At 43.3% G+C, this 21,336-nt stretch carries 21 protein-coding genes; 17 read left to right on the top strand and 4 right to left on the bottom strand.

Features of this window, described 5'->3' with window-relative positions:
• The first annotated feature begins 7 nt into the window (after positions 1-7).
• Positions 8-1,210, top strand: coding sequence for a Pycsar system effector family protein (locus BW980_RS03465; protein WP_076453529.1), 1,203 nt, complete (start codon positions 8-10; stop codon positions 1,208-1,210).
• Here the strand turns inward: BW980_RS03465 and BW980_RS03460 are convergent.
• The gene (locus BW980_RS03460; protein WP_076453528.1) at positions 1,207-3,585 is read right to left on the bottom strand and encodes a GAF domain-containing protein; all 2,379 of its coding nucleotides are present in this window, start codon (positions 3,583-3,585) and stop codon (positions 1,207-1,209) included. The two genes, BW980_RS03465 and BW980_RS03460, sit on opposite strands and share 4 nt — an antisense overlap.
• A gap of 116 nt (positions 3,586-3,701) precedes the next feature.
• Between BW980_RS03460 and BW980_RS03455 the strand changes: the two genes are divergently transcribed.
• The 15 genes from BW980_RS03455 to BW980_RS03385 all read left to right on the top strand — a co-directional run bounded on the left by BW980_RS03455 (position 3,702) and on the right by BW980_RS03385 (position 16,354).
• Entirely contained in the window at positions 3,702-4,607 is a 906-nt protein-coding gene (locus BW980_RS03455; RefSeq protein WP_076453527.1) for a metallophosphoesterase family protein, read from the top strand.
• A 45-nt stretch (positions 4,608-4,652) separates the two neighbouring features.
• Positions 4,653-5,303 carry a hypothetical protein gene (locus BW980_RS03450; RefSeq protein WP_076453526.1) on the top strand — a complete coding sequence of 217 codons (651 nt, stop codon included), beginning with the start codon at positions 4,653-4,655 and terminating at the stop codon, positions 5,301-5,303.
• Positions 5,304-5,455: 152 nt separating this feature from the next.
• Entirely contained in the window at positions 5,456-6,880 is a 1,425-nt protein-coding gene (locus BW980_RS03445) for a DUF1593 domain-containing protein (RefSeq protein ID WP_076453525.1), read from the top strand.
• A gap of 102 nt (positions 6,881-6,982) precedes the next feature.
• Positions 6,983-7,387, top strand: coding sequence for an OsmC family protein (locus tag BW980_RS03440; RefSeq protein ID WP_076453524.1), 405 nt, complete (start codon positions 6,983-6,985; stop codon positions 7,385-7,387).
• Positions 7,388-7,457: 70 nt separating this feature from the next.
• Positions 7,458-8,336 carry an endo alpha-1,4 polygalactosaminidase gene (locus BW980_RS03435; RefSeq protein WP_083690332.1) on the top strand — a complete coding sequence of 293 codons (879 nt, stop codon included), beginning with the start codon at positions 7,458-7,460 and terminating at the stop codon, positions 8,334-8,336.
• A 71-nt stretch (positions 8,337-8,407) separates the two neighbouring features.
• Positions 8,408-9,187, top strand: a complete 780-nt coding sequence (locus BW980_RS03430) for a HipA family kinase (RefSeq protein ID WP_076453522.1) — start codon at positions 8,408-8,410, stop codon at positions 9,185-9,187.
• Positions 9,177-9,560, top strand: a complete 384-nt coding sequence (locus BW980_RS03425) for a DUF3037 domain-containing protein (protein WP_076453521.1) — start codon at positions 9,177-9,179, stop codon at positions 9,558-9,560. The genes BW980_RS03430 and BW980_RS03425 overlap by 11 nt, the downstream gene beginning before the upstream one ends.
• A gap of 307 nt (positions 9,561-9,867) precedes the next feature.
• Positions 9,868-11,001 carry a PAS domain-containing sensor histidine kinase gene (locus tag BW980_RS03420; protein WP_076453520.1) on the top strand — a complete coding sequence of 378 codons (1,134 nt, stop codon included), beginning with the start codon at positions 9,868-9,870 and terminating at the stop codon, positions 10,999-11,001.
• Between the two features lie 78 nt (positions 11,002-11,079).
• Positions 11,080-11,673: a Crp/Fnr family transcriptional regulator gene (locus BW980_RS03415; RefSeq protein ID WP_076453519.1), complete on the top strand. Its 594-nt coding sequence runs from the start codon at positions 11,080-11,082 to the stop codon at positions 11,671-11,673.
• Between the two features lie 68 nt (positions 11,674-11,741).
• Positions 11,742-12,620, top strand: coding sequence for a pirin family protein (locus BW980_RS03410; RefSeq protein ID WP_076453518.1), 879 nt, complete (start codon positions 11,742-11,744; stop codon positions 12,618-12,620).
• A gap of 5 nt (positions 12,621-12,625) precedes the next feature.
• The gene (locus tag BW980_RS03405) at positions 12,626-12,829 is read left to right on the top strand and encodes a (4Fe-4S)-binding protein (protein ID WP_076453517.1); all 204 of its coding nucleotides are present in this window, start codon (positions 12,626-12,628) and stop codon (positions 12,827-12,829) included.
• 218 nt (positions 12,830-13,047) lie between these two features.
• Entirely contained in the window at positions 13,048-13,449 is a 402-nt protein-coding gene (locus BW980_RS03400; protein ID WP_076453516.1) for an ACT domain-containing protein, read from the top strand.
• A gap of 102 nt (positions 13,450-13,551) precedes the next feature.
• Positions 13,552-14,868 carry a gluconate:H+ symporter gene (locus tag BW980_RS03395; RefSeq protein WP_076453515.1) on the top strand — a complete coding sequence of 439 codons (1,317 nt, stop codon included), beginning with the start codon at positions 13,552-13,554 and terminating at the stop codon, positions 14,866-14,868.
• Positions 14,869-14,883: 15 nt separating this feature from the next.
• A complete protein-coding gene (locus BW980_RS03390) occupies positions 14,884-15,639 on the top strand; it encodes an SGNH/GDSL hydrolase family protein (RefSeq protein ID WP_076453514.1) in 756 nt (251 codons plus the stop codon).
• Between the two features lie 61 nt (positions 15,640-15,700).
• A complete protein-coding gene (locus BW980_RS03385) occupies positions 15,701-16,354 on the top strand; it encodes a hypothetical protein (RefSeq protein WP_076453513.1) in 654 nt (217 codons plus the stop codon).
• Between the two features lie 2 nt (positions 16,355-16,356).
• On the opposite strand, the gene BW980_RS03380 is transcribed toward BW980_RS03385, so the two are convergent.
• Positions 16,357-18,537 (bottom strand): acylase, encoded by a 2,181-nt coding sequence (locus BW980_RS03380; protein ID WP_076453512.1) that lies wholly within the window; start codon positions 18,535-18,537, stop codon positions 16,357-16,359.
• A 45-nt stretch (positions 18,538-18,582) separates the two neighbouring features.
• Positions 18,583-18,837, bottom strand: coding sequence for a hypothetical protein (locus BW980_RS03375; protein WP_076453511.1), 255 nt, complete (start codon positions 18,835-18,837; stop codon positions 18,583-18,585).
• A gap of 343 nt (positions 18,838-19,180) precedes the next feature.
• Between BW980_RS03375 and BW980_RS03370 the strand changes: the two genes are divergently transcribed.
• Positions 19,181-20,917: an ABC transporter ATP-binding protein gene (locus BW980_RS03370; protein WP_076453510.1), complete on the top strand. Its 1,737-nt coding sequence runs from the start codon at positions 19,181-19,183 to the stop codon at positions 20,915-20,917.
• On the opposite strand, the gene BW980_RS03365 is transcribed toward BW980_RS03370, so the two are convergent.
• Positions 20,914-21,243 carry a 2Fe-2S iron-sulfur cluster-binding protein gene (locus BW980_RS03365; RefSeq protein ID WP_013992651.1) on the bottom strand — a complete coding sequence of 110 codons (330 nt, stop codon included), beginning with the start codon at positions 21,241-21,243 and terminating at the stop codon, positions 20,914-20,916. The two genes, BW980_RS03370 and BW980_RS03365, sit on opposite strands and share 4 nt — an antisense overlap.
• Between the last annotated feature and the right edge of the window lie 93 nt (positions 21,244-21,336).

Here is a 21,336-nt window from a genome sequence, read left to right as displayed (position 1 = left end):
ATTTTTCATGCCGGATTTACTATCGAAAACCGAGGAATTTGCAACTCATCTACTCGTCAAAGATTTAGATACCAACTACTTATACCACAATCTTAGACATACGCAACGCGTGGTCAAAAGTACTAAAGAATTACTGGACTATTATAACTTAAATACCAAGGATAGTGATGCAATAACCCTTGCCGCGTGGTTGCATGACACCGGATACACAAAAGGCGCAGAAAACCACGAGGAAAATAGCTGCATTATAGCCAGAGAATTTCTTACAGACCAAAATTGCGACCCACAGACTATAGAAACGGTCTGCAGTCTTATTATGGCTACCAAGAAGGGCTACGAGCCACAAAACCTGATGGAAGAAATAATGCGTGATGCCGATGCATCGCATTTGGCCCGATCAAGTTATGAGGAAACCTGTGAAATGTTACGGGAAGAGTTAAACTTATTGGGCATTGCCGATATCACACCAAAGGAATGGCGCCGCGCCAACATTAAAATGTTCCAGACCGAACATCGTTTTTATACCGATTATGCCATAAAACATTGGCAAGAAGGCAAGGACGCAAACCTCAAAAAATTGGTGAAGCGTGATAAAAAGCAAAAAAAGGTCCGTAAAAAAGAAGAACTCAAGGTCCAGTTAAAGAACCAAAGTCCGGAAAGGGGCATACAGACCATGTTCAGGGTAACCATGCGGAACCATCTAAAGTTAAGTGATATTGCCGATACCAAGGCCAACATCCTTTTGTCGGTCAACGCGATTATCATTTCGTTGATGCTTACCAATCTCATCCCAAAACTAGATAACCCTTCCAATGATTACTTGGTCATTCCGGCAGGCATCTTTGTGCTTTTTAGCGTTACCTCCATGATCATGTCGGTTATGGCGACGCGCCCCAACGTTACCAGTGGGGAATTTACCAAAGAGGATGTCAACCAGAAAAAAGTAAACCTCTTGTTCTTCGGCAACTTCCATAAGATGAAGCTCGAAGACTATGAGTGGGCCATTCAAGAATTGATCAAAGACCAGAAGTACGTATATGCTTCATTGACCAAGGATCTATATTTTCTCGGACTTGTTTTAGATAGGAAGTATAAACTTTTGCGTTGGACGTATACCGTATTTATGATCGGAATGACGCTATCGGTTATCGCTTTTTTCGTGGCCTTGAAATTCTACGGCCCCGAAAGAATAATCGAATTGCCCCACTAGGCCTTCAACTCGTTCATAAGGTCTTCGTAGGTATAGTTTTTTTCATGGTCTTTCTGTCCATTCTTGTAGAGGATATCGGCACGTATGGCCTTCATTCCACTGACTCCCTGAAGTCCTTCCAATTCAACGATTTCAACCTTTCCTGTAAAGTAGCCTTTGGTACGCAAAAACTTGATATAGCGCAAATATTCTAGCTCATCTTTTTTCTGCGAATACACAATGACCATCTTACCGGCCTGGGTCAAACGTTCGTTGGTTCCTTTTATATAGGATTTATCGATACGCTTCTTGATAATTTCGTAACGTGCATTATAGGTGCCATCTACGTCAAATCGCTTTTCGTCCATTCGGAAACGGATAGATAGTGAAGTACTGTACACCAAAATCAGCGAAGCCACATCCAAGGGCACCGGAAGCTTTGGCTTTAAGGCATAGTGTGCATTTTCCATCTCGCACATTACCTGTAGCTGCCACAACCGAAGGTTGTTCAAATAGAGCATATCAAACTCTTGATCGTCGACAATTTCCTTACCGACATAGATATTATGCTCTACACCATCGGTCTTATATCGTTCAAAGTAATGGGGAAACATGGCTTGGGCGGCCTTTTGTTTTTTATCGATCAAGGAAGCTAGGCGCATATTGATCCGCGTAACGCTTTCATCGTAATTCCGACGGTGATCGTAATATGAATCGGTACCCATGTCGATCGAAGATTCATAGCCAAGAATCAACTTCCCCAAGGCCTTATCGGACTTCTTCAAATGGGTGAATACGGGATTGATCTCTTCCATAACGAAATTAAAGATCGCCTGTTCACTATTGGTATGAAGGGTTTCCTTAATACTGTCGATGTGGTTGTTCACCCTAAACATCAACTCTTCGTAAATAGGCAGCTTTCGTTTTTGCCAAGCCGACTCCAACACCTCGTTTATGGTAGAGAGTTGGATCATTAGATCGCGCTGAATGGCAACGTTACGCGCATGCGACGAATCTTTAATATCTATTTGTCCGTATAACGGATATACATCTTTAAAGACGATTTCCTTGAACGTGGGCTGTCGCCCTTCTATATTATCTTTTATAAAGCGCTTGGCCTCTTCTTCAAAACGCCAGTATACCGAATCGTGAACAGAAGTACATTCGTTCTGAATCACGGCATCGATCAAGTTGCTTTCCTCGTTTTTGGAGCGAAGTACCGCCGATACGATAAAAGGCATTACATCTTCCAACTTATTGGCATTTACACTATTGAGTACATTAGGTTCATAGGCCACAAGTTCCAACACCCCCAAAAGATTACCGTTTTCGGCTATAGGTGCTAAAATGGCACTTTTGATTCCTTTCTCCTTTAGCCCTTTATAGAGCAATATTTCTCCCGAACTCTTATAGTACCGATCCACATCGGATATGGCAAAATAACTATTTTCCTCTATCAGCTTGTTGTAAGAGCTTTTACATAGGGCACTCGTACAGGGCAAGGCCTCGTTATCCCCTAAAAGAAAACTCTGCATTCCATTGACAAAGACCCTTTCAAAGCGGTTATCTTTAGGATTAAACTCAACAAAGCCCACCTTGATATTGGGTACATTGAAGAAAGACCTAAAAGTTTCCTGCAAATTACCTAAGAAGTTTTCACCGTTCCGTTTGTCATTGGCAATCAAGCTCGACTTTATTTCAGAAATCGAATGCTCGGCGGTAACATCGAACATATTGGAAACAACGAAACCTTTTGCAACGAAACTATGGGGTGGTATTTTTTCCTTCCAAAGCTCGATATTGTCAAAATTATCGAGAAGTTCATCCACATCTTCCTGTGTAAGCTCCTTGGCCTTCTCCGTAGGTGCAATTTCAATAAAATCGGCATTGTACAAAATTCTATAATGCCGCATTACCCCATGCTTATCGGGAATATCGTAAAAGAAGGGCCTTTTGAAGTCAAAACTAAAGCCGTAATGAAAATTAAGGATTACCGTTGAGGCCACTATATACATTTGGTCTTCGGGCAGGTTCCGCATCTGTGGCCTGAAATTTTCGCCCCCCGCATTTTTCAATATATCCCTAAACCGCTGCGATGAATTAAAAATCACATCGCTATAAGGTAAAGAAGCCGTTTTGATCTCATTGTCGGTCAAGACCTCTGGAAAGATATCCTGCAAAATAACATTAATGACCTCTTTGTGCTTTTTGAGCAAGGAAACATCACTAAACCCTTTGCGTAACTCAGGGAAAGGTTCTGCCATTTTTAAGATACGTTTTGCCTTTTTGGCCATTGCTACATCGTCACTTTCGGCCATAGCATCGTACTGCCGCAAAAGTTTATCAAAACTAATGAGCTGTTGAATAGGCAATTTATTTTCGTAACAGTCTTTCATCATACCTCTAGTCAGTCGTAAATACCTGTGAAATGTTACAGAGGACAATAAAGTTTTGTCAGAGCAATCTTTACGATGTTCCCTTCTTTTTTCAGATATTTATGCAAACTTACAATATGTCGTCGAATACCCGGTTATCCAGAGCGTACCAAAGTGCCAAAACGGTACCTTTTGACGATGACTCGAAGTTTATTCTCTTCAGTGATTGTCATAGGGGCGACAATAGTTTTGCCGATGACTTCGCCAACAACCGGAATATCTATTACCACGCACTTAACTTCTACTATAAGGAAGGCTTCGACTACTGCGAAATAGGAGATGGTGACGAGCTTTGGGAAAACCGGTTTTTCGAATCTATTTTCGAGGCCCACAAAAACGTATATGGCCTATTGCGAAAATTCCATTTGTCCGGCAGGCTACATATGATATGGGGCAACCACGACATGGTCTACAAAGACCCCGAATATGTAAAAAAGAACCTAGGCAGTTATTTCGAACCTATTGATGGTGAATCTAAGGAGCTTTTTGAAGGCATCACCTACCACGAAGGGATCATTCTGAAACACAAAATCACCGAACAAGAAATTTTCTTGACCCACGGTCACCAAGCCGATTGGTGGAACTACACGTTTTGGCGTTGGAGCCGATTTTTGGTACGTGTACTTTGGAAGCCCCTTCAAGTATGGGGCATTGCCGACCCGACAAGCCCGGCAAAAAACTACAAGGAACTTATTAAAATGGAACGCCGAATCAAACGGTGGATACTGAAGAACCAATTAATGATTACCATTGTAGGTCACACCCACAGGCCTCGTTTTCCCGAACCCGGCGACATTCCTTTTTTTAACGATGGCAGCTGTGTACATCCCCGCAGCATTACGGGCATTGAAATTGAAAAGGGCAACATTTCACTGATCAAATGGCAGATTTCCACTACCGATGACGGCACCTTACGAGTGGTCAGGGTTTTGTTGGAAGGCCCACAAAAGCTGACCGATTACCAAAGGGCAAAAAAAGCTTAGAAGAATACGTACCTTTACGCCACCATTAACTAATAATCACATTTCATGTTTAAAAGAACACTATCCCTTGCCTTAATTGCGCTCGCCCTTACCTCTTGCTGGAAAGACAAAAGTCCCGAAGACCTGATCCGTCTAAAAGATAAATTCAAATCGCAGGTCAACGCCTTTGAAAACAAAAAAGAAACCGCCAACAAAAACGTCAACAAAGGCCTCGAATCTTTAAATGCACTAAAAAGTGCCTTGGAAGACACTAAGAACGAAGACAAGGAATTTGCTAAGGTTTATGGCGATTGGGAAAAAGTGGACCGTCGCGTACAAAACCTGAACAAGGAGTACGAAGACTTAAAAGAAAAGGCCTCAAACCTGTTTGCCGCCATGGAAAAACAGACCAATAGCCTAAGCGACGAAACCAGTAAAAAGACCCTTTTAAAGGCTATTGAAAAGGCCCGCACCAAATACAACGGTACCTTGGCCAACACATCGAAGGCCATAGACAAGCTAAAACTGCTGCACGGTGATGCCGTAGAAGTGGTAAAAGCCCTAGAGGTTGCCGCTGCCCTTAATTCCTTTGACAACATAAACAACCAGATGAAAAGTATAGAAGGCCGTGTAGACGGTATTATGCAAGAACTCAACGTGGCGGTTGTCGAGAGCAAAAAACTTTACGAAAAGAAGATTACCGAATTAGGGGAATAAGATATACTTCATCGCCACTACGCTTCACAAGAGCACCAAGCAAAAGAAATTACAGGCTAAACCGGCAAGCCCATATGGTAAGGATTTAGAAAACCCAGAAGGCCAACAACTTATTTGATATATTTGTATATAACCAACCAACAGCTATTATCATGAGAGGCGTTATCCTTTTCCTTCTATTTTCTTTGCCCCTTACTGCTGCTTCTGCCCAAGAAGAAAAAAACAGGGTAATTATATTGACCGATATTGAAGCCGACCCCGATGACACCCAGTCTTTGGTCCGTTTGTTCTTATATGCGAACCAAATTGACATCAAAGGGATCGTTGCTACCACATCTTGTTGGCTCACTTCGAATATACATCCTGAATCTATTGAAAAAGTAATTGCGGCCTATGGCAAAGTACAGCCGAACCTTATAAAACACGAAGCTGGTTTTCCCGATGCAGAAACCCTATCGTCCCTAGTCAAGAAAGGCCTGCCCAAATACGGTATGAAAGGCGTTGGCAAAGGAATGGACTCGGAAGGCTCCGACTGGATCATAAAAGTACTGGAAGAAGATGATGACCGTCCCTTATGGATATCTACATGGGGAGGTGTCAACACCCTTGCCCAAGCATTGTACAAAATCAAACACACCAAAAAAGAAAAAGAGGCCCAAAAGTTGATTTCAAAACTTAGGGTCTATACGATATCCGACCAAGATGACAGTGGAATTTGGATCAGGAACAATTTTCCCGACCTGTTTTATATCGTTAGTCCCGGTGACCATTATGAAAGCGCCACTTGGACCGGTGTGAACAGCTATGTAAAAGGTATTGACAACAGTAGTATCAGCAACCACTGGATAGCAAAGAACATACAACAAGATCACGGTCCCTTGGGTGCGGTATACCCTGATGTGGCATGGGGCGTAGAAGGCGACACCCCTGCGTTTTTATCCCTCATAACAAATGGGCTCAATGTAGCAGAACATCCTGAATGGGGTGGCTGGGGCGGCCGATACGAACTGTACAAGCCCGATTTTTCAAAAACCAAGGAGGGAAACTCAATTGTAAACATCGCCCCTGAGACTAGGCCTATATGGACCAATGCCATCGATCACTACACCCCTTATATAGCCAAGGCGTATGGCCGATCCGTAAAGCCGGACACCGTTTCATTTACCAATGATAAAGTTACCTTATGGCGTTGGAGAGATGATTTTCAAAACGATTTTGCCTCCCGTATGGATTGGTGTACCCTATCTTACGAAGAAGCCAACCACCCCCCTGTTCCCGTATTGAGCCATCCAGATCACATCACCGTAAAATCGGGGCAAGGCTTTACCCTAGATGCTTTTGAAAGTACCGATCCCGACGGTGACAACATTAGTTTTCTATGGTTTAATTATCCAGAGGCCGGCTCCTATAAAAAACGAATAAAGGTCAACGGAGCCGAGAATGTTCATATGGCCTATTTTACGGCCCCGGAAGTGAAGAAAAAGGAAACCGCACATTTTATAGTAAAAGTAACGGACAAAGCCGAACTCCCATTGACGCGATACAAAAGGGTCATCGTTACCATAACCCCAAAATAACAGCCCCCTAATTTTCAACCTTTTGACAACATCGGTACACTAAGAAAAATGGAAGGCACAACCTTATCTTTGTCTTTAAGTCCAATTAATTGAATTTAAATTATGGTATATCACGTTAAGGCCTCCTCTAGTTCAAAAAGCAATGCGCATATCGGCATCAAAAACTCTGAAATCAGTTTTGGGATCACCCCTGAATCAGCCGATAGCCTGCCTAATCCTGCCGAGCTATTTCTGGGTTCCTTCTCCTCTTGCATTCTTAAAAATGTCGAACGCTTTTCCATTTTAATGAATTTTGAATACTCCTCCGCCGAAATATCGGTAAAAGCGACCCGCCTTGAAAAACCCCCAAGGATGGATAACATAAGCTATATATTAAATATATACAGCAAAGACCAAAATCTAAATATAGATTTGCTCAAAAAGAATATTGAAAAGTTCGGGACTATCTACAACACCGTTAAGTCTATCTGTTCCATAGAGGGTGAAATCAAAAAAATATCGGAATAAAAAGCAAACGGCATGAACATTGCCCCTATGTGTTAAGAAGAAAAAATAAGCCCTTAACACTCTATTGACCATGCAAAAAACACTGAATTTCTTTATTGTAAGTACACGAACCATGAAAATTTTACTCACCGTTCTTATAGCTTGTGCCCAAGTGGCATGTAGCGACAAAGACGACACCATTGTTGCAGAAGAAACGCTTGGCGACACAGGCGCCATAGCGGTCTATAACCATGCATATATCGAAAACTATACTGGCGACCAGGTAGGTGAAATTGTTCTAAATGCAAAGGAGGCCTATGTTCTGTTAGACCCCTATGAAGATGGCGTCATTGAATCTATCCCGAAAATAAAGGCCAACGGAAATCAATTGGCGGCCTATATCAGTATTGGCACCGGTGAAGATTGGAGAGATGATTTTGACGACCTTAAGCCCTACTTGACCACCGAGCAATGGAATGAATGGCCCGGCGAATATTTTGTAAATAATACGACTACCGGAATTGTAGACCTCATGAAATCGCGCATCGACCAAATTGCGGACTGGGGTTTTGATTGGGTGGAATTTGACAATATGGACTGGGCCCTGTACGAAGATGCAAGGGAAGCCTACGGTTTAGAAGTTACCAAAGAGGAAAGCATAGCCTATTTTCAAGAACTCTGCGCCTATGTCCACGAAAAAGGCATGAAATGCATGGCGAAAAATTTTGTGGAAAATGCAGAAAACTTTGACGGGGTCACATACGAGTCATACCACGATGAAAAAAATTGGTGGGAGACATCGGGCGCCCAAAGCTTTTTGAAAGATGGGAAACTGGTCATCATCGTTCATTATAACGAAAGCAACTGTGATCAAGTTTACTCAGATTATACAAATTTATACAACAAAGATTTGGCTTTTATCTGTGAAGACACCCGAGTAAAAAAGTACGTTCACTACAACGAGCAATAGAAAAACCATGAAAATAGCCCAGAAACACCCTCCGAATGATTTCAAAATACTTCTTTTAGTACCTTAGCACCATGAAGCCCATTGAAATCAGAACGGTAGATGTTGTACAATACCTAAAACCTTTACGGGAAGGTGGTTCGTTACCAGGCCTTGTCAAGGCCAATGACGAATTCTTGTACGTCATAAAATTTAGGGGCGCAGGCCAAGGAAAAAAAGCCCTTATAGCCGAACTTATAGGTGGGGAACTTGCTCGTGCCACTGGTCTTCACGTACCCGAAATCGTCTTTATGAACCTAGACGACACCTTTAGCAAGACCGAACCCGATGAAGAAATACAAGATCTATTAAAGTTCAGTGTCGGGCTCAATTTAGGCTTACACTTTTTATCGGGCGCCATTGTTTACGATCCCCTGGTCTCTATCGCCGACCCCATGACTGCGTCGAAAGTGGTATTGCTCGACAGTATGATCAGCAACATAGACCGAACCGCAAAAAATACCAATCTCTTGAATTGGCATAAAGAACTATGGCTTATTGACCACGGATCCAGTTTTTATTTTCACCACAATTGGGCGACATGGGAAACCCACCTATCTAGGACCTTCCCGGCAATTAAAGATCATGTGCTCTTGGAACGGGCCACAAAATTGGAAGAGGCCGCAATGGAAATCGAAAACCGAATAGACCCCGGCACCATTGCCGAAATTGTTTCTAAAATACCCGAAGAATGGTTGAACAGTGAAACGGACACCCTAACCCCCGATGCCATTAGGGCGGCATATATACAATTCTTAGAGACAAGACTTTCCCAATTGAATCTACTGGTAAAAGAGGCAAAGAATGCAAGATAGGGTTGTTTACGAATTTGCCATCATTAGGTTGGTGCCCAGGGTAGAACGTGAAGAATTCATTAACGTAGGAGCCATTCTTTTCTCTAAAAGGAAGAAGTTTTTAGACATGCGATACCATGTTGACAGGGCGCGCCTCAACGCATTTGCCTGTGAGATAGACCCTAATACCGTTGAGGCATACCTCAAAGCATGGAAAGAAGTATGTATGGGCGCCCCCCAGGGCGGGGCTATCGGCAAACTCGACCTACCTTCAAGGTTTCGTTGGCTCACCGCTTCAAGAAGTACGATTATTCAAAGTTCCGAACCACACCCAGGTCTTTGCTTCGACCCGGAAAAAGAATTGCACGACATTTTTAACAAGTACGTGCTCTAAACAAAACACCTATCCATACCCCTTCTTTCAACACCGAAAACACTTTCCCTTTACCCCACCTAGCATTTGTAGACATTCCCCAAAAACCCTTGACCACCCAAATTAAATTCATCATAAATTTTCAATTTAGTGTTTTTAACATTAAATTGTAGCCATCACTACAAGCTGGTTTACAGAATTTTAGAATACGAAATTAACATTCAGATCAAAACACTGAATATGGTGTAGAACCAATAAAAAACAGACATCCCCCTCTTATGTAGGACCCCGAAACCCGACATCACGAACCCTTATCTTGCTAAAAAAAATGGAAGTGAATCACGATATTTATCATGACGGAAAATATACCCAGACCATACTTAACAACATGGGTGATTCCGTATTTGTAAAAGATATACATAGTAATATTGTAATGGTCAATGATGCTTTTTGCAAAATGGTCGATCTTTCTCGCGAAAACATAATCGGAAAGACCCTCGCCGAAATGGTTACCCCGGAAGAACGCGAAGGCTTCCTAAAAATCGACCGACAGGTTTTATCCGAAGGTATTGAATGTATCAAAGAGGAAACCATGACCGTTCGGGGCGGTGAAAAACGGATTATATCGACCCGAAAATCACGATTCATAGACGAAAACGGGGAAAAGTTCCTCATTTGCGTAGTACGTGACATTACAGAAAGCAAAAAGGCTGAGGAAACCCTACACCAAAATGAGGCAGAATTAAGAAAAATAGGGGCGACCAAAGACAAATTGCTTTCTATAATCGCCCACGACCTCAGAAGTCCTTTTAACAATATCACCATGCTTTCCGACATGGCTTCGAATGCCATAACAAGTAACAATCTGTCTCAGTGCAAAGAGTGTCTGGAACTGATCGATACCACCACCCAAAATGCCATTTGCCTGCTCGACAACCTTTTGAGCTGGGCCAAATCGCAATCGGGACAAATCGATATTAAATTTGAAAAAATAAACCTCGACCAAATCGTCAATGAAACCTTAGAATTATCAAGGGCCATTGCAAAGACCAAAAAAATCAGCGTGAGCTTTACTGAAAATAAAAATATTGAAGTCGTTTCCGACCCAAAGGTTATTAAGACCATCATACGCAACTTAGTCTCCAACGCCATCAAATTCACCCCTTCCGGGGGCCATATCAACATATCTACGGCATCTAACAACGAACAGATCGAAGTAACCGTTGCCGATAATGGTGTAGGAATGAGCCAAGAGGACTGTCAAAAATTATTCAATATAAATTCAGACCATGGGCGCATAGGTACGGCCAAAGAAAAAGGCTCCGGATTCGGTCTTATACTCAGTAAAGACTTGGTAGAAAAAATAGGGGGTAAAATATGGGCGGACAGCACCCAAGGAAAGGGAAGCGAATTTAAATTCACCATTCCCCTCCGAACCGAAACAGAAGAGGCCCTAAGTTGAACAATGGAGATTAAGAGGCCTTCGTGCTTCCTATCGGTTCATATTTAGCTTAATTTAGTGTTAGAACTAAAGAAGTATATGAACAGTACGAGCCTGAAATCGTTTTTAACCAGTCACCTGAATGTTGATGAGCAAGATATTCTGACCTTACTATCCCATTGTACGACCAAAGAAGTCAAAAAAGACACCTTCCTATTGCGAAAGAACGAACGTTGTAGCCATACCTTCTTCGTTGAAAAAGGATTACTGAGACAGTATTCCATAGACGAAAAAGGCAAAGAACACATATTGGCCTTTGCGCCCGAAAGTTGGTTCGTTACCGATCGTGAAAGTAGTTATTTCAATGCTCCTTCCGCCTATTACATACAAGCCTTTGAAGACAGTCAAATCGTTTTGATCGACGAAAATTTTATTCAAGGTCTCTCTGAAAAAGTGCCCTCTTTTACCAATTTCAACAATAGGCTGCTTCACAATCATATACGACATTTGCAGAGAAGGGTAAACACCCTATTGAGCGATTCTGCCAAAGAACGCTACCTCCAATTTATAAAGACATATCCCGACATTCTCCTGCGCGTGCCCCAAACCATGGTAGCCTCATACTTGGGCATCACACCCGAAAGCCTGAGCAGGGTACGCCGAGAACTGGCCCGCAAAAACCAAGTAAAATAGGTTCTTACCATACATCAATGCACAGCTTGGTCACTGATGATAAATTTGTGGTATTAAATCTAAAAGATATGAAAACAAGAGCAGTAGAATTAGTGGCCAGCCCAAAAGCGCCACACTTTGTAGGTGACGGATTTAGGGTACATAATTTTATTCCGAGCGGCTTTCGGTTAGACATGGAGCGCATGAATCCGTTTATTATGATGGATTACAACTCTAAGTTTTATTTTTCACCTACCGACTCGCCAAGAGGGGTAGATGTACATCCACACAGAGGATTTGAAACCGTAACCATAGCATATAAGGGCAAAGTAGCCCACCATGACAGCAGTGGCGGCGGCGGTGTCATAGGTGAAGGCGACGTGCAGTGGATGACCGCGGCAAGCGGTGTACTCCACAAAGAATACCACGAAGAGGAATGGGCCAAAAAAGGAGGTGAATTCCAAATGGTACAGCTATGGGTAAACCTGCCCAAAAAAGACAAAATGAGCGCCCCAAAATATCAGGCCATTAAAAAGGAAGATATCAACCGCTACCCTTTACCCGATCAAACGGGGGAAATTGAGGTAATTGCCGGAAAATACAATGATACCGTAGGTACGGCCTCTACCTTTACACCGATCAACATGCTCAACGCAAGGTTGAAAAAAGGAGGCAAGGCCGATTTCTCCTTCCCGGAAAATTACAATACCGTACTATTGGTTATTGAAGGTAGCATTGTGGTAAACGGGAAAGAAGAAGCCCCTACCGACCACTTGGCATTAATGGAAAACAAAGGTGAAAACTTCACCATCGAAGCTACAGAAAACGCCGTGGTATTGGTCTTGAGCGGAGAACCTATGAACGAGCCCATAGCTGCCCATGGCCCTTTTGTAATGAACACCAAGGAAGAGCTTATGCAAGCCTTTCATGATTTTAACAATGGTAAATTCGGATATTTGGAAAACTAAAAAACATGAAAACAAAAGAATACGGCAATAGTGAGATTACAATTCTCTGGAAACCGGAAAAATGCATACATGCGGGCATTTGCGTAAAAACGCTGCCCCAAGTGTACGACCCAAAAAGAAAACCTTGGATCAATATAGCTAACGTCAGCACCGCAGCACTACGCGACCAAGTGGCCCAATGTCCTTCGGGCGCTTTAAGTATAAAATAGCCCCTATATAACGGCATCCCTAAAAAGTTGCCGTTTTTTTTATGTTCCGGAAATACTAATTTTATACGTTTGACATACAACGCGTTTCAAAATAATTAAAAAAAACAAAACCTCTTTCCAAAAATAGATATGAGCGAAAAAAATCCCATAGGATAGCAGTACTTCACAAAGAAGGTCATATCTTGAAAAACCTTATATCCAAATAAAAATAGAACACTATGGCTGGAGAAAAGAACCTTGCGGAAATGGTAAAGGGAATGACCCCCAAGTTGAACCCTGGGGAATTTGTATTCGTAACCCTCAAAAACGCCGACCATATCGCACCTAAAGATATCCTCTGCGAATTCAAGGAACACGAAGGTATTACCCTAGTAATCACAAAACAAAAAGCCGAGGAACTAGGACTCACCTATGATTATATTGCATCTTGGATTACCCTATCGATACATTCATCGCTAGAAGGAGTAGGACTTACGGCCTTATTTTCTTCGGAATTGGCCAAACACAATATTAGCTGTAACGTTATAGCCGCCTATTACCATGACCATATTTTTGTGGACCGCAAGGATGGCACAAAGGCTATTGAGGTGTTAGAACGCCTGTCTAAGAGCTATTCATAAATTGATGCCAATATACTTTAGCATCCACTTTTAGGCTAATGCCCACCATCTTTACTTGTCATCTATTTTAGTATCTTAGAAGCCTTAATACCTATCTAACCCATGCCAATTGTTATTGTTACCACCGGAATTCTTATTCTGTTCATCCTTATTGCCCATTTCAAACTCAACGCCTTTATTTCCTTTATTATCGTATCCCTTTTGGTCGGGGTCGCCCAAGGCTTAGATTTTGAAACGGTTAGCCAGTCTATACAAACGGGCATAGGTAATACCTTAGGCTACCTTATTCTCATCTTGGGCCTTGGCGCCATGTTGGGAAAATTGGTGGCCGATAGCGGTGCCGCACAGCGCATAACCACCCAATTGGTAGAGAAATTCGGAAAAAAACACATTCAATGGGCCGTAGTGCTCACTGGTTTTATCGTGGGTATCCCCATGTTCTATACGGTGGGTTTTGTTATATTGATCCCATTGGTTTTTACGGTTGCCGCGGCCACGGGGTTACCCTTGATATATGTAGGTCTTCCCATGTTGGCCTCCCTTTCGGTTACCCACGGCTACCTTCCTCCCCATCCCGCCCCAACGGGGATTGCGGTCATTTTTAAAGCCGACATAGGCAAAACGTTACTCTACGGTATTCTTGTAGCCATACCTGCCATTGTGGTTGCCGGCCCAATTTTATCGCGCTTTATCAAAAATGTGGAGGCCACCCCGCTAAAGGAATTTTTAAACCCAAGAATTTTGACCGATGAAGAAATGCCTAGTACTTCGACCAGTATGCTGACGGCATTGCTTCCCGTTATCCTTATTGGTTTTGCCTCCGTAATGGCTCTATTACTTCCTGAGGAAAACCTATTTAGAAAAGCGACCGATGTTTTGGGCAATCCCGTTATCGCCATGCTTATTTCGGTCTTGGTGGCCATATATACACTAGGACTGGCCCGTGGCAAAAAGATGAAAGATGTGATGGATTCGGTGTCGAGTGCCGTTTCGGGCATAACCATGGTACTTTTGATCATAGCAGGTGCCGGCGCCCTAAAGCAAGTACTCATAGACAGTGGCGTTAGTGAGTATATCGGCGAAATGCTCAAAGGTTCCACTATTTCACCACTCATCTTGGCCTGGTTGATCACTACCGTTATAAGGGTTTGCGTAGGCTCCGCAACCGTAGCTGGATTAACCGCCGCCGGTATCGTTTTACCATTGATCGCCAATACAACCGTAAGTCCGGAGTTGATGGTGCTCGCCATCGGATCGGGAAGCCTGATGCTCTCGCATGTGAACGATAGCGGTTTTTGGCTTTACAAGGAATATTTCAACCTATCGGTGAAAGATACTTTAAAAACCTGGACCGTCATGGAAACGACGGTCGGTGTAATGGGACTTATAGGTGTTCTTGTATTGGACATTTTTATTTAAAAAGATTAGACGTCAATGGCGCATTTCAGTAGCATGAACAGAAGAAAATTCATTAATAGATCGGTATGGGCCCTGGCCGGAACCACGTTTTTTGGCTGTTTCAGCAACAATCGGTTCAAATTTGAAAAAAATCAGGTCGTAGGCTGCTTTGGCGATAGCATTACCTTTGCCCAAGGTAAGGGCTATGTAGAAATGCTTCAGGAAAAATTCGATAAGGAAAGGCCCGAACTACAGCTAAAATTTATAAACCTCGGAAAAAACAGTGAAACCGTAACCGGCCTTACGGAAAAAGACCATCCTGGACCAAGGCCTTATCTCTTTGAACGGCTGGACCAAGCCCTTGACGATAACAAAATAGACGTTGCCCTCTTCTGTTACGGCATGAACGACGGCATATATGGCAAACCTTCGGAAGCCCTCTTCAACAGTTTTAAAATAGGGGTATATAGCTTTCTTGAAAAAATGCGGCAAAGAGACATCAAGACCGTATTGATCACCCCTCCTCCATTGGCACTCGCCATAGCCCCTAGAAAAGACCCCAAAGCTACCTCCTTCGGTTACAAGAACCCTTATCCAAAATATGACGAAGAAGTCTTAAAAGAGTTTAGCCGTATCATACTCAATATGCAACACCCCTATGCCAATGCGCGCATAAACATCCGCGAGGTACTTTACGACCAAGACCAATGTTACGACAAAGACCCTATTCACCCGAATAAAGTCGGACAACGCCTGATTGCCGATACGATTTTCTCGAAACTAGCGTTTTAACATTGCCTTAAGCCCCCATGGCAAGGTATTTGTTATCTTTATCTTGGATTTTTTTTATTCGATGATCAAAAACTATTCGGCACTGTTATTCACTGTAATGCTGTTTTCCGTTTCGGGAATGGCCCAGACCGATATTCCCCAAAAGAAAGATTTAAAAATCGATACGGCCAACAAAATCGATGATACCGCAAAACCCAATCAAGGCACTTCCTTAAAAATTCCATCCGTTGTAGACGACCAACCACAAGTCGATTTTGATTTTGCGAAGCGCAATCCCGTTAAAATGATCGATGACCGCGAACTGGTCCAAGCCGGCGCCGGTATGAAAATCGACCCAAAGGTAGGACCAAGACAACCCAAGGAAGGTTCTAAACAACACTTTGCCGATATGTATTTGGGCGACGTCAAGAACAATGGAAAGTTTGTCGGTATCGTCTGCCGCGACCATGAATTTGTAGACGGCGACCGTGTAAAGATATATGTCAACGGCGATGTCGTAGATCCCAACATTCTTTTAACCAGCTCTTTTAAAGGCGTAAACGTCGATTTAAAAAAAGGATTCAATCGTATCGATTTTGAAGCCCTTAACGTTGGCTCCTCTCCCCCGAACACCGCTCAAATCAATGTCTATGATGACAAGGGAGAACTTATCTACGCCAATAAATGGTTGCTATCAGAGGGATCAAAAGCTACCTTGATCATTACCAAGGAATAACGCTATTCCCTGGCACCCGGGGTGTAAATTTTAACCGCGTGTTTTAATACATCTTCACGATAATAGGCCGCATCCTTCCAATCCACATTGATATATTTTTCGGTCTGGTCGTCAAAATGGGGCGATTTTGGATTTCCACTTTGTCCCCCTGCCAAAATGGTCTTTGCCCTTACCTTATCGCCAAACTCAACGGCCGCCACAAAGCTATTGCCCCTTGTGCCGTATATCTTTTTGGCGCCCGGGGCCGTATATCTTGCTCCATATGCCGCCAAAGCCCCCCAAGTACCGGAAGCGAAACCAATCCCTACACTGGGCAGACTATCGTTAAAGGCTTGTTTTATATCGCCGTTCAATCTTTGATACCTATTGACCTCTCCCCATGGAATTTCCCACGAACCAAAATCGGTTTCCAAATTGCCCACTACTTCTTCGAACAAACCCAGTTTTTCGCTATCGGGCGAATCACTTCCCCAATATTCGATCAACTCCATACTGGTAAGTCCCTCCGGTCTTTTGGCTTTTTTATAACTAATAGTGCCATAAAAATGGGCCAAGGTCATGGCTACGGACGCTTTGGATGTTTTATAATCCCATTCCCGCAACACCTCAATAGCTCCTTTCAAATTTGGCCTTGGATGGGCGTCATAGGCTTTTACCAACCCGGGAATCAAGGCTTCAAAAGCAGGCAGATATGGGTCGTGTGCCAATTGGATCAAACTATCTAAAGTGTAGCCTTTTCTATCGGTTAATAAGGCTATGGCATGCACCCCCCTAAAATTCTCTTGATCACGGGACATGTAATACGGGTAGTCCTCTTTCTTGGGACTAAAGTCCGCTGCCGAGGTAAAGGGTGTGGAATTGCAGTTTTGGATCCAACCGTTTTGGGGATTTAACACCAAAATATTCTCATCCACGGTATGCAGCCCTTGCCAATCGGTTTCAGGGTCGCTGCCATCTACTGGTTCGGAATAGTTAAACCGTACGTCGCGTTTGGGAACAAAGTTTCCATGGAAGTAGGCAATATTGCCCTCTGCATCGGCATATACCGTATTATTGGAAGAATTTGTTCTAATGTCCATCATTTCCCTAAAACCTTTATACCCATCTTGTTTGGCTCTGATATAGGATTGTTCCAAGGCCTTTACCGGTTCCCACATCATGGCGGAGGCCGTCCATTGGCCATCCTCCAAGTGGGTAATGGGGCCATGGTGGGTTCGATAGGCGGGAAAGGATTTTTCCTTTAGCGAATCCCCATCCTTATACTTTAAAACAATTTCATATGATTCTACTTCGCGCAGTTCTTCCCCATATTGATATAACAGCTTGTCCTCCTTTTTTACAATGGTTTCCTTAAACTCGTCCATCACATCGGTATAGGTCGAAGTGTGCATCCAGCCGGTCTTTTCATTAAACCCTTGATACACAAAAAACTGCCCCCAAGTAACCGCACCATAGGCATTTAAACCCTCTTCACTTACCACATGCACCTCGCCCCTAAAATAAAACGAAGTATGTGGATTTATGAGCAACATGGTATTGCCCGATTGCGTTAATTCTCCTGAAATGGCAATGCCGTTAGAACCCTGGGGCTCTTCCATTTCTTCTTTTTTCTTCATTTCCAAAAGCTCCATTTCCGGCAGCTCCATACCACTTTCGTAAAAAGCCTTTATTTTTTTGGTAGCTATTCTTTCAATGTCGCCACCAATACTACCTTCACTAAAATACATGGGCATCCAAGGCTCAAAACGATCCAGTAATTTTGGTTTTACCTCTGGGTGGGTGTACAAATAATAATTTATCCCGTCCGCAAAGGCATCACAAAGCGCTTGCAACCATTGGGGACTTTTTTTATAATTGGCCTTGGCCTCTTCCTCGGTCATAAACAATTGGGCCCTTAGATCGCTGTAAATGGCTTCTTCCCCCTCTACCTCTGCCAATCTTCCGGTAGCCCATATATAGTTTTGCTCTACCCTGTTAAAGTCGTCTTCGCATTGGGCGTACAAGAGGCCAAAAACGGCATCGGCATCCGTTTTACCATAGATATGAGGCACCCCAAAATCATCCCTGATAATTTCGACATTAGATGCCCGTATCTTCCATTGTTCCAATTCTGAAGTGTCATTGGTTTCAGACTTACAGGCAAAAATCAGTATAAAAGCAAGAAAATATAGAATACGTTTCATCGAAATGGTTTTACGAGGTATGAAGTTACACTTTTGCACTTAGTTTTACCAGCTTCCACCGGTTCCACTACTGCCGGAGCCAAAGGAATGGGTTCCCGTTGAAGAGAATGTTTTTCTGTAATAGGTCTTGTCATTTTTAATCCATGATAGGTCAAAATCTACCTTACCCCGTAGTTGTATTTTTACAAAGGCGATACAAGCGGCTATTCCCAAAAAGGATACAAGCCCCCAGAACCGAACGAGCAGACTTTCAACAACCCCTATAGCCCCAATGAAATAAGAAGCCGCCGACCGCCACAAAAATCGTGGTAAACGGACCTAAGAAAATATAACCAATAATTTCCCCATGACGTTTACTTTCGGCATTTTCATTTTCAAAGTCGACCGAAACCTCGGGGGCATTTTCCTTTCAAAATCGACTAGCTTTTGGTTCAGGCCAAAAACTTGGGCATCGGTAAATATTTATGCGGTAACGAATAGATAACCCAGAAAAAAACAAGTGCAAAGGCTTTTTTCCCCATGCGTTATACAATACCCAAGCCAAATATAAATCCTTTATCAAGGTATATGACCTATTTCAAAACAACACCTCTCCTGATTCTTTATATTTAAAGTAACTTGCACCTGTATTATCCAGCACTATATGTCAGAAAAAAAAGTCAGTATCCTTACCGCGTTCAAAACCATTATTTGGCCTAGACGAAACCTCGTATTTATTGGCCTAGTACTCATTGTCATCAGTAAGGCGGCAAGTTTTGTAGCCCCTATGTCCTTAAAGTATTTAATGGACGACATTATCCCCAACAAAGACCTTGACTTCTTAAAATTGCTAGTTGGTGCGGTAGCATTGGCTATACTGGTGCAGGCGGTCACCTCTTTCTTATTGACCAAGATATTGAGTGTACAGGCCCAATTCCTCATTTCGGAACTCAGGGCACAAGTGCAGAAAAAAGTACTCTCCCTCCCTATTAGTTTTTTCGACAACGCCAAATCAGGTGCCTTGGTCTCACGTATCATGAGCGATGTCGAGGGCGTTCGAAACTTGATCGGCACGGGTCTGGTGCAACTCGTAGGCGGCACCATCACGGCCGTAGTATCACTTATATTGCTTCTGCGCATCAGTTGGACCATGACCATCTTCACCTTGGTACCCTTGGCTATTTTCGCCCTGATCGCCCTAAAGGCCTTTAAGATCATTCGTCCTATTTTTAGAAATCGAGGAAAGATAAATGCCGAAGTTACGGGGAGGCTTACCGAAACCTTGGGAGGCGTTCGTGTTATCAAGGGTTTCAATGCCGAAGAACAAGAAAACAAAATTTTCGAAAAGGGGGTCGACCGACTTTTCCAGAACGTAAAAAAGAGTTTGACCGCCACGGCCTTTATGACCAGTTCATCTACCTTTCTTTTAGGTATTGCCACAACAGGTATAATGGGTATTGGCGGCTATAAGATCATGATGGACGAGCTGACCATAGGTGAATTCTTGACCTTCACCTTTTTATTAGGCTTGATGGTGGCCCCTATTGTGCAGATGAGCAACATCGGAAGCCAGCTTACCGAGGCCTTGGCCGGCTTAGACCGTACCGAGGAACTAATGAACATGGTACCGGAATCCGATGAAGAAAACCGGACCATTGTTCTCGATGAAATTCAGGGAAATATTGTTTTCGACGATGTTTCCTTTGCCTATGAAGAAGACAAGGAAGTGTTGCACAATATCAGTTTTGAGGTAAAACCGGGTAACGTGGTCGCATTGGTAGGAAGCTCAGGCTCCGGAAAATCTACCATAGCCGGCTTGGCCGCTACTTTCCTTAACCCCCAATCGGGTAAAATCACCATTGACGGAAAAGACCTGGCACAAGTCAATCTAAACAGTTTTAGACAGCATCTAGGTGTAGTCTTACAAGACGATTTTCTTTTTGAGGGCACCATACGCGAGAACATTCTTTTCCCACGGCCCAAGGCTACAGAGAAGCAATTACAACAAGCGGTGGAAGCTGCCTACGTTAACGAGTTTACCGACAGGTTCGAAGACGGACTCGACACCTTGATCGGGGAGCGGGGCGTAAAACTATCGGGAGGGCAACGCCAGCGTATTGCCATAGCCCGAGCCGTTTTGGCCGACCCTAAAATCTTGATCCTAGACGAGGCGACCTCTAACTTAGACACTGAAAGTGAAGCCTTGATCCAAAAGAGTTTGGCTACCTTGACCGAAGGGCGGACGACCTTTGTAATCGCCCACAGATTGAGCACGATTCGCAAGGCCGACCAGATTTTGGTTATAGAAAACGGTAGAATTGCCGAAGAAGGCACCCACGACGAGCTGATTGCCAAAGAAGGCCGGTACTTTAACCTATTTACCTATCAGGCAAGAATCTAACTCTCAGGAGCCAATTCCACTACTAAACCATCCAGATCAGGAGTCATATGGATCTGACAGCCCAAACGACTGTTGTCTTCCACATTGAAAGCTTCGGCCAACATAGCATCTTCGTCATCCGATTTCTCAGGAAGCTGATGGTCAGACTGCACGTAGCATTGACAAGAAGCACACATGGCCATTCCTCCACAGATACCAATGGTTCCCTCTGGGGCCAATTCGTACGAACGTACGACTTCCATAAGGTTCATGTTCATATCGGTTGGGGCGTCTACCTCATGGGTTACACCATCACGGTCGGTTATTTTTATTTTTATGTCACTCATTGATAAGGGAATTAGTAGTAAGTAGTTAGGAGTTAGTTGATTTGCTTTGGGTCATTGATTGTATGAGCCCGAAAAGCATTTTTGAAATTTCGT

The organism is Zobellia uliginosa (assembly GCF_900156625.1).
GTDB lineage: Bacteria > Bacteroidota > Bacteroidia > Flavobacteriales > Flavobacteriaceae > Zobellia > Zobellia uliginosa.
This window is presented reverse-complemented; position numbering and strand designations above follow the sequence as displayed.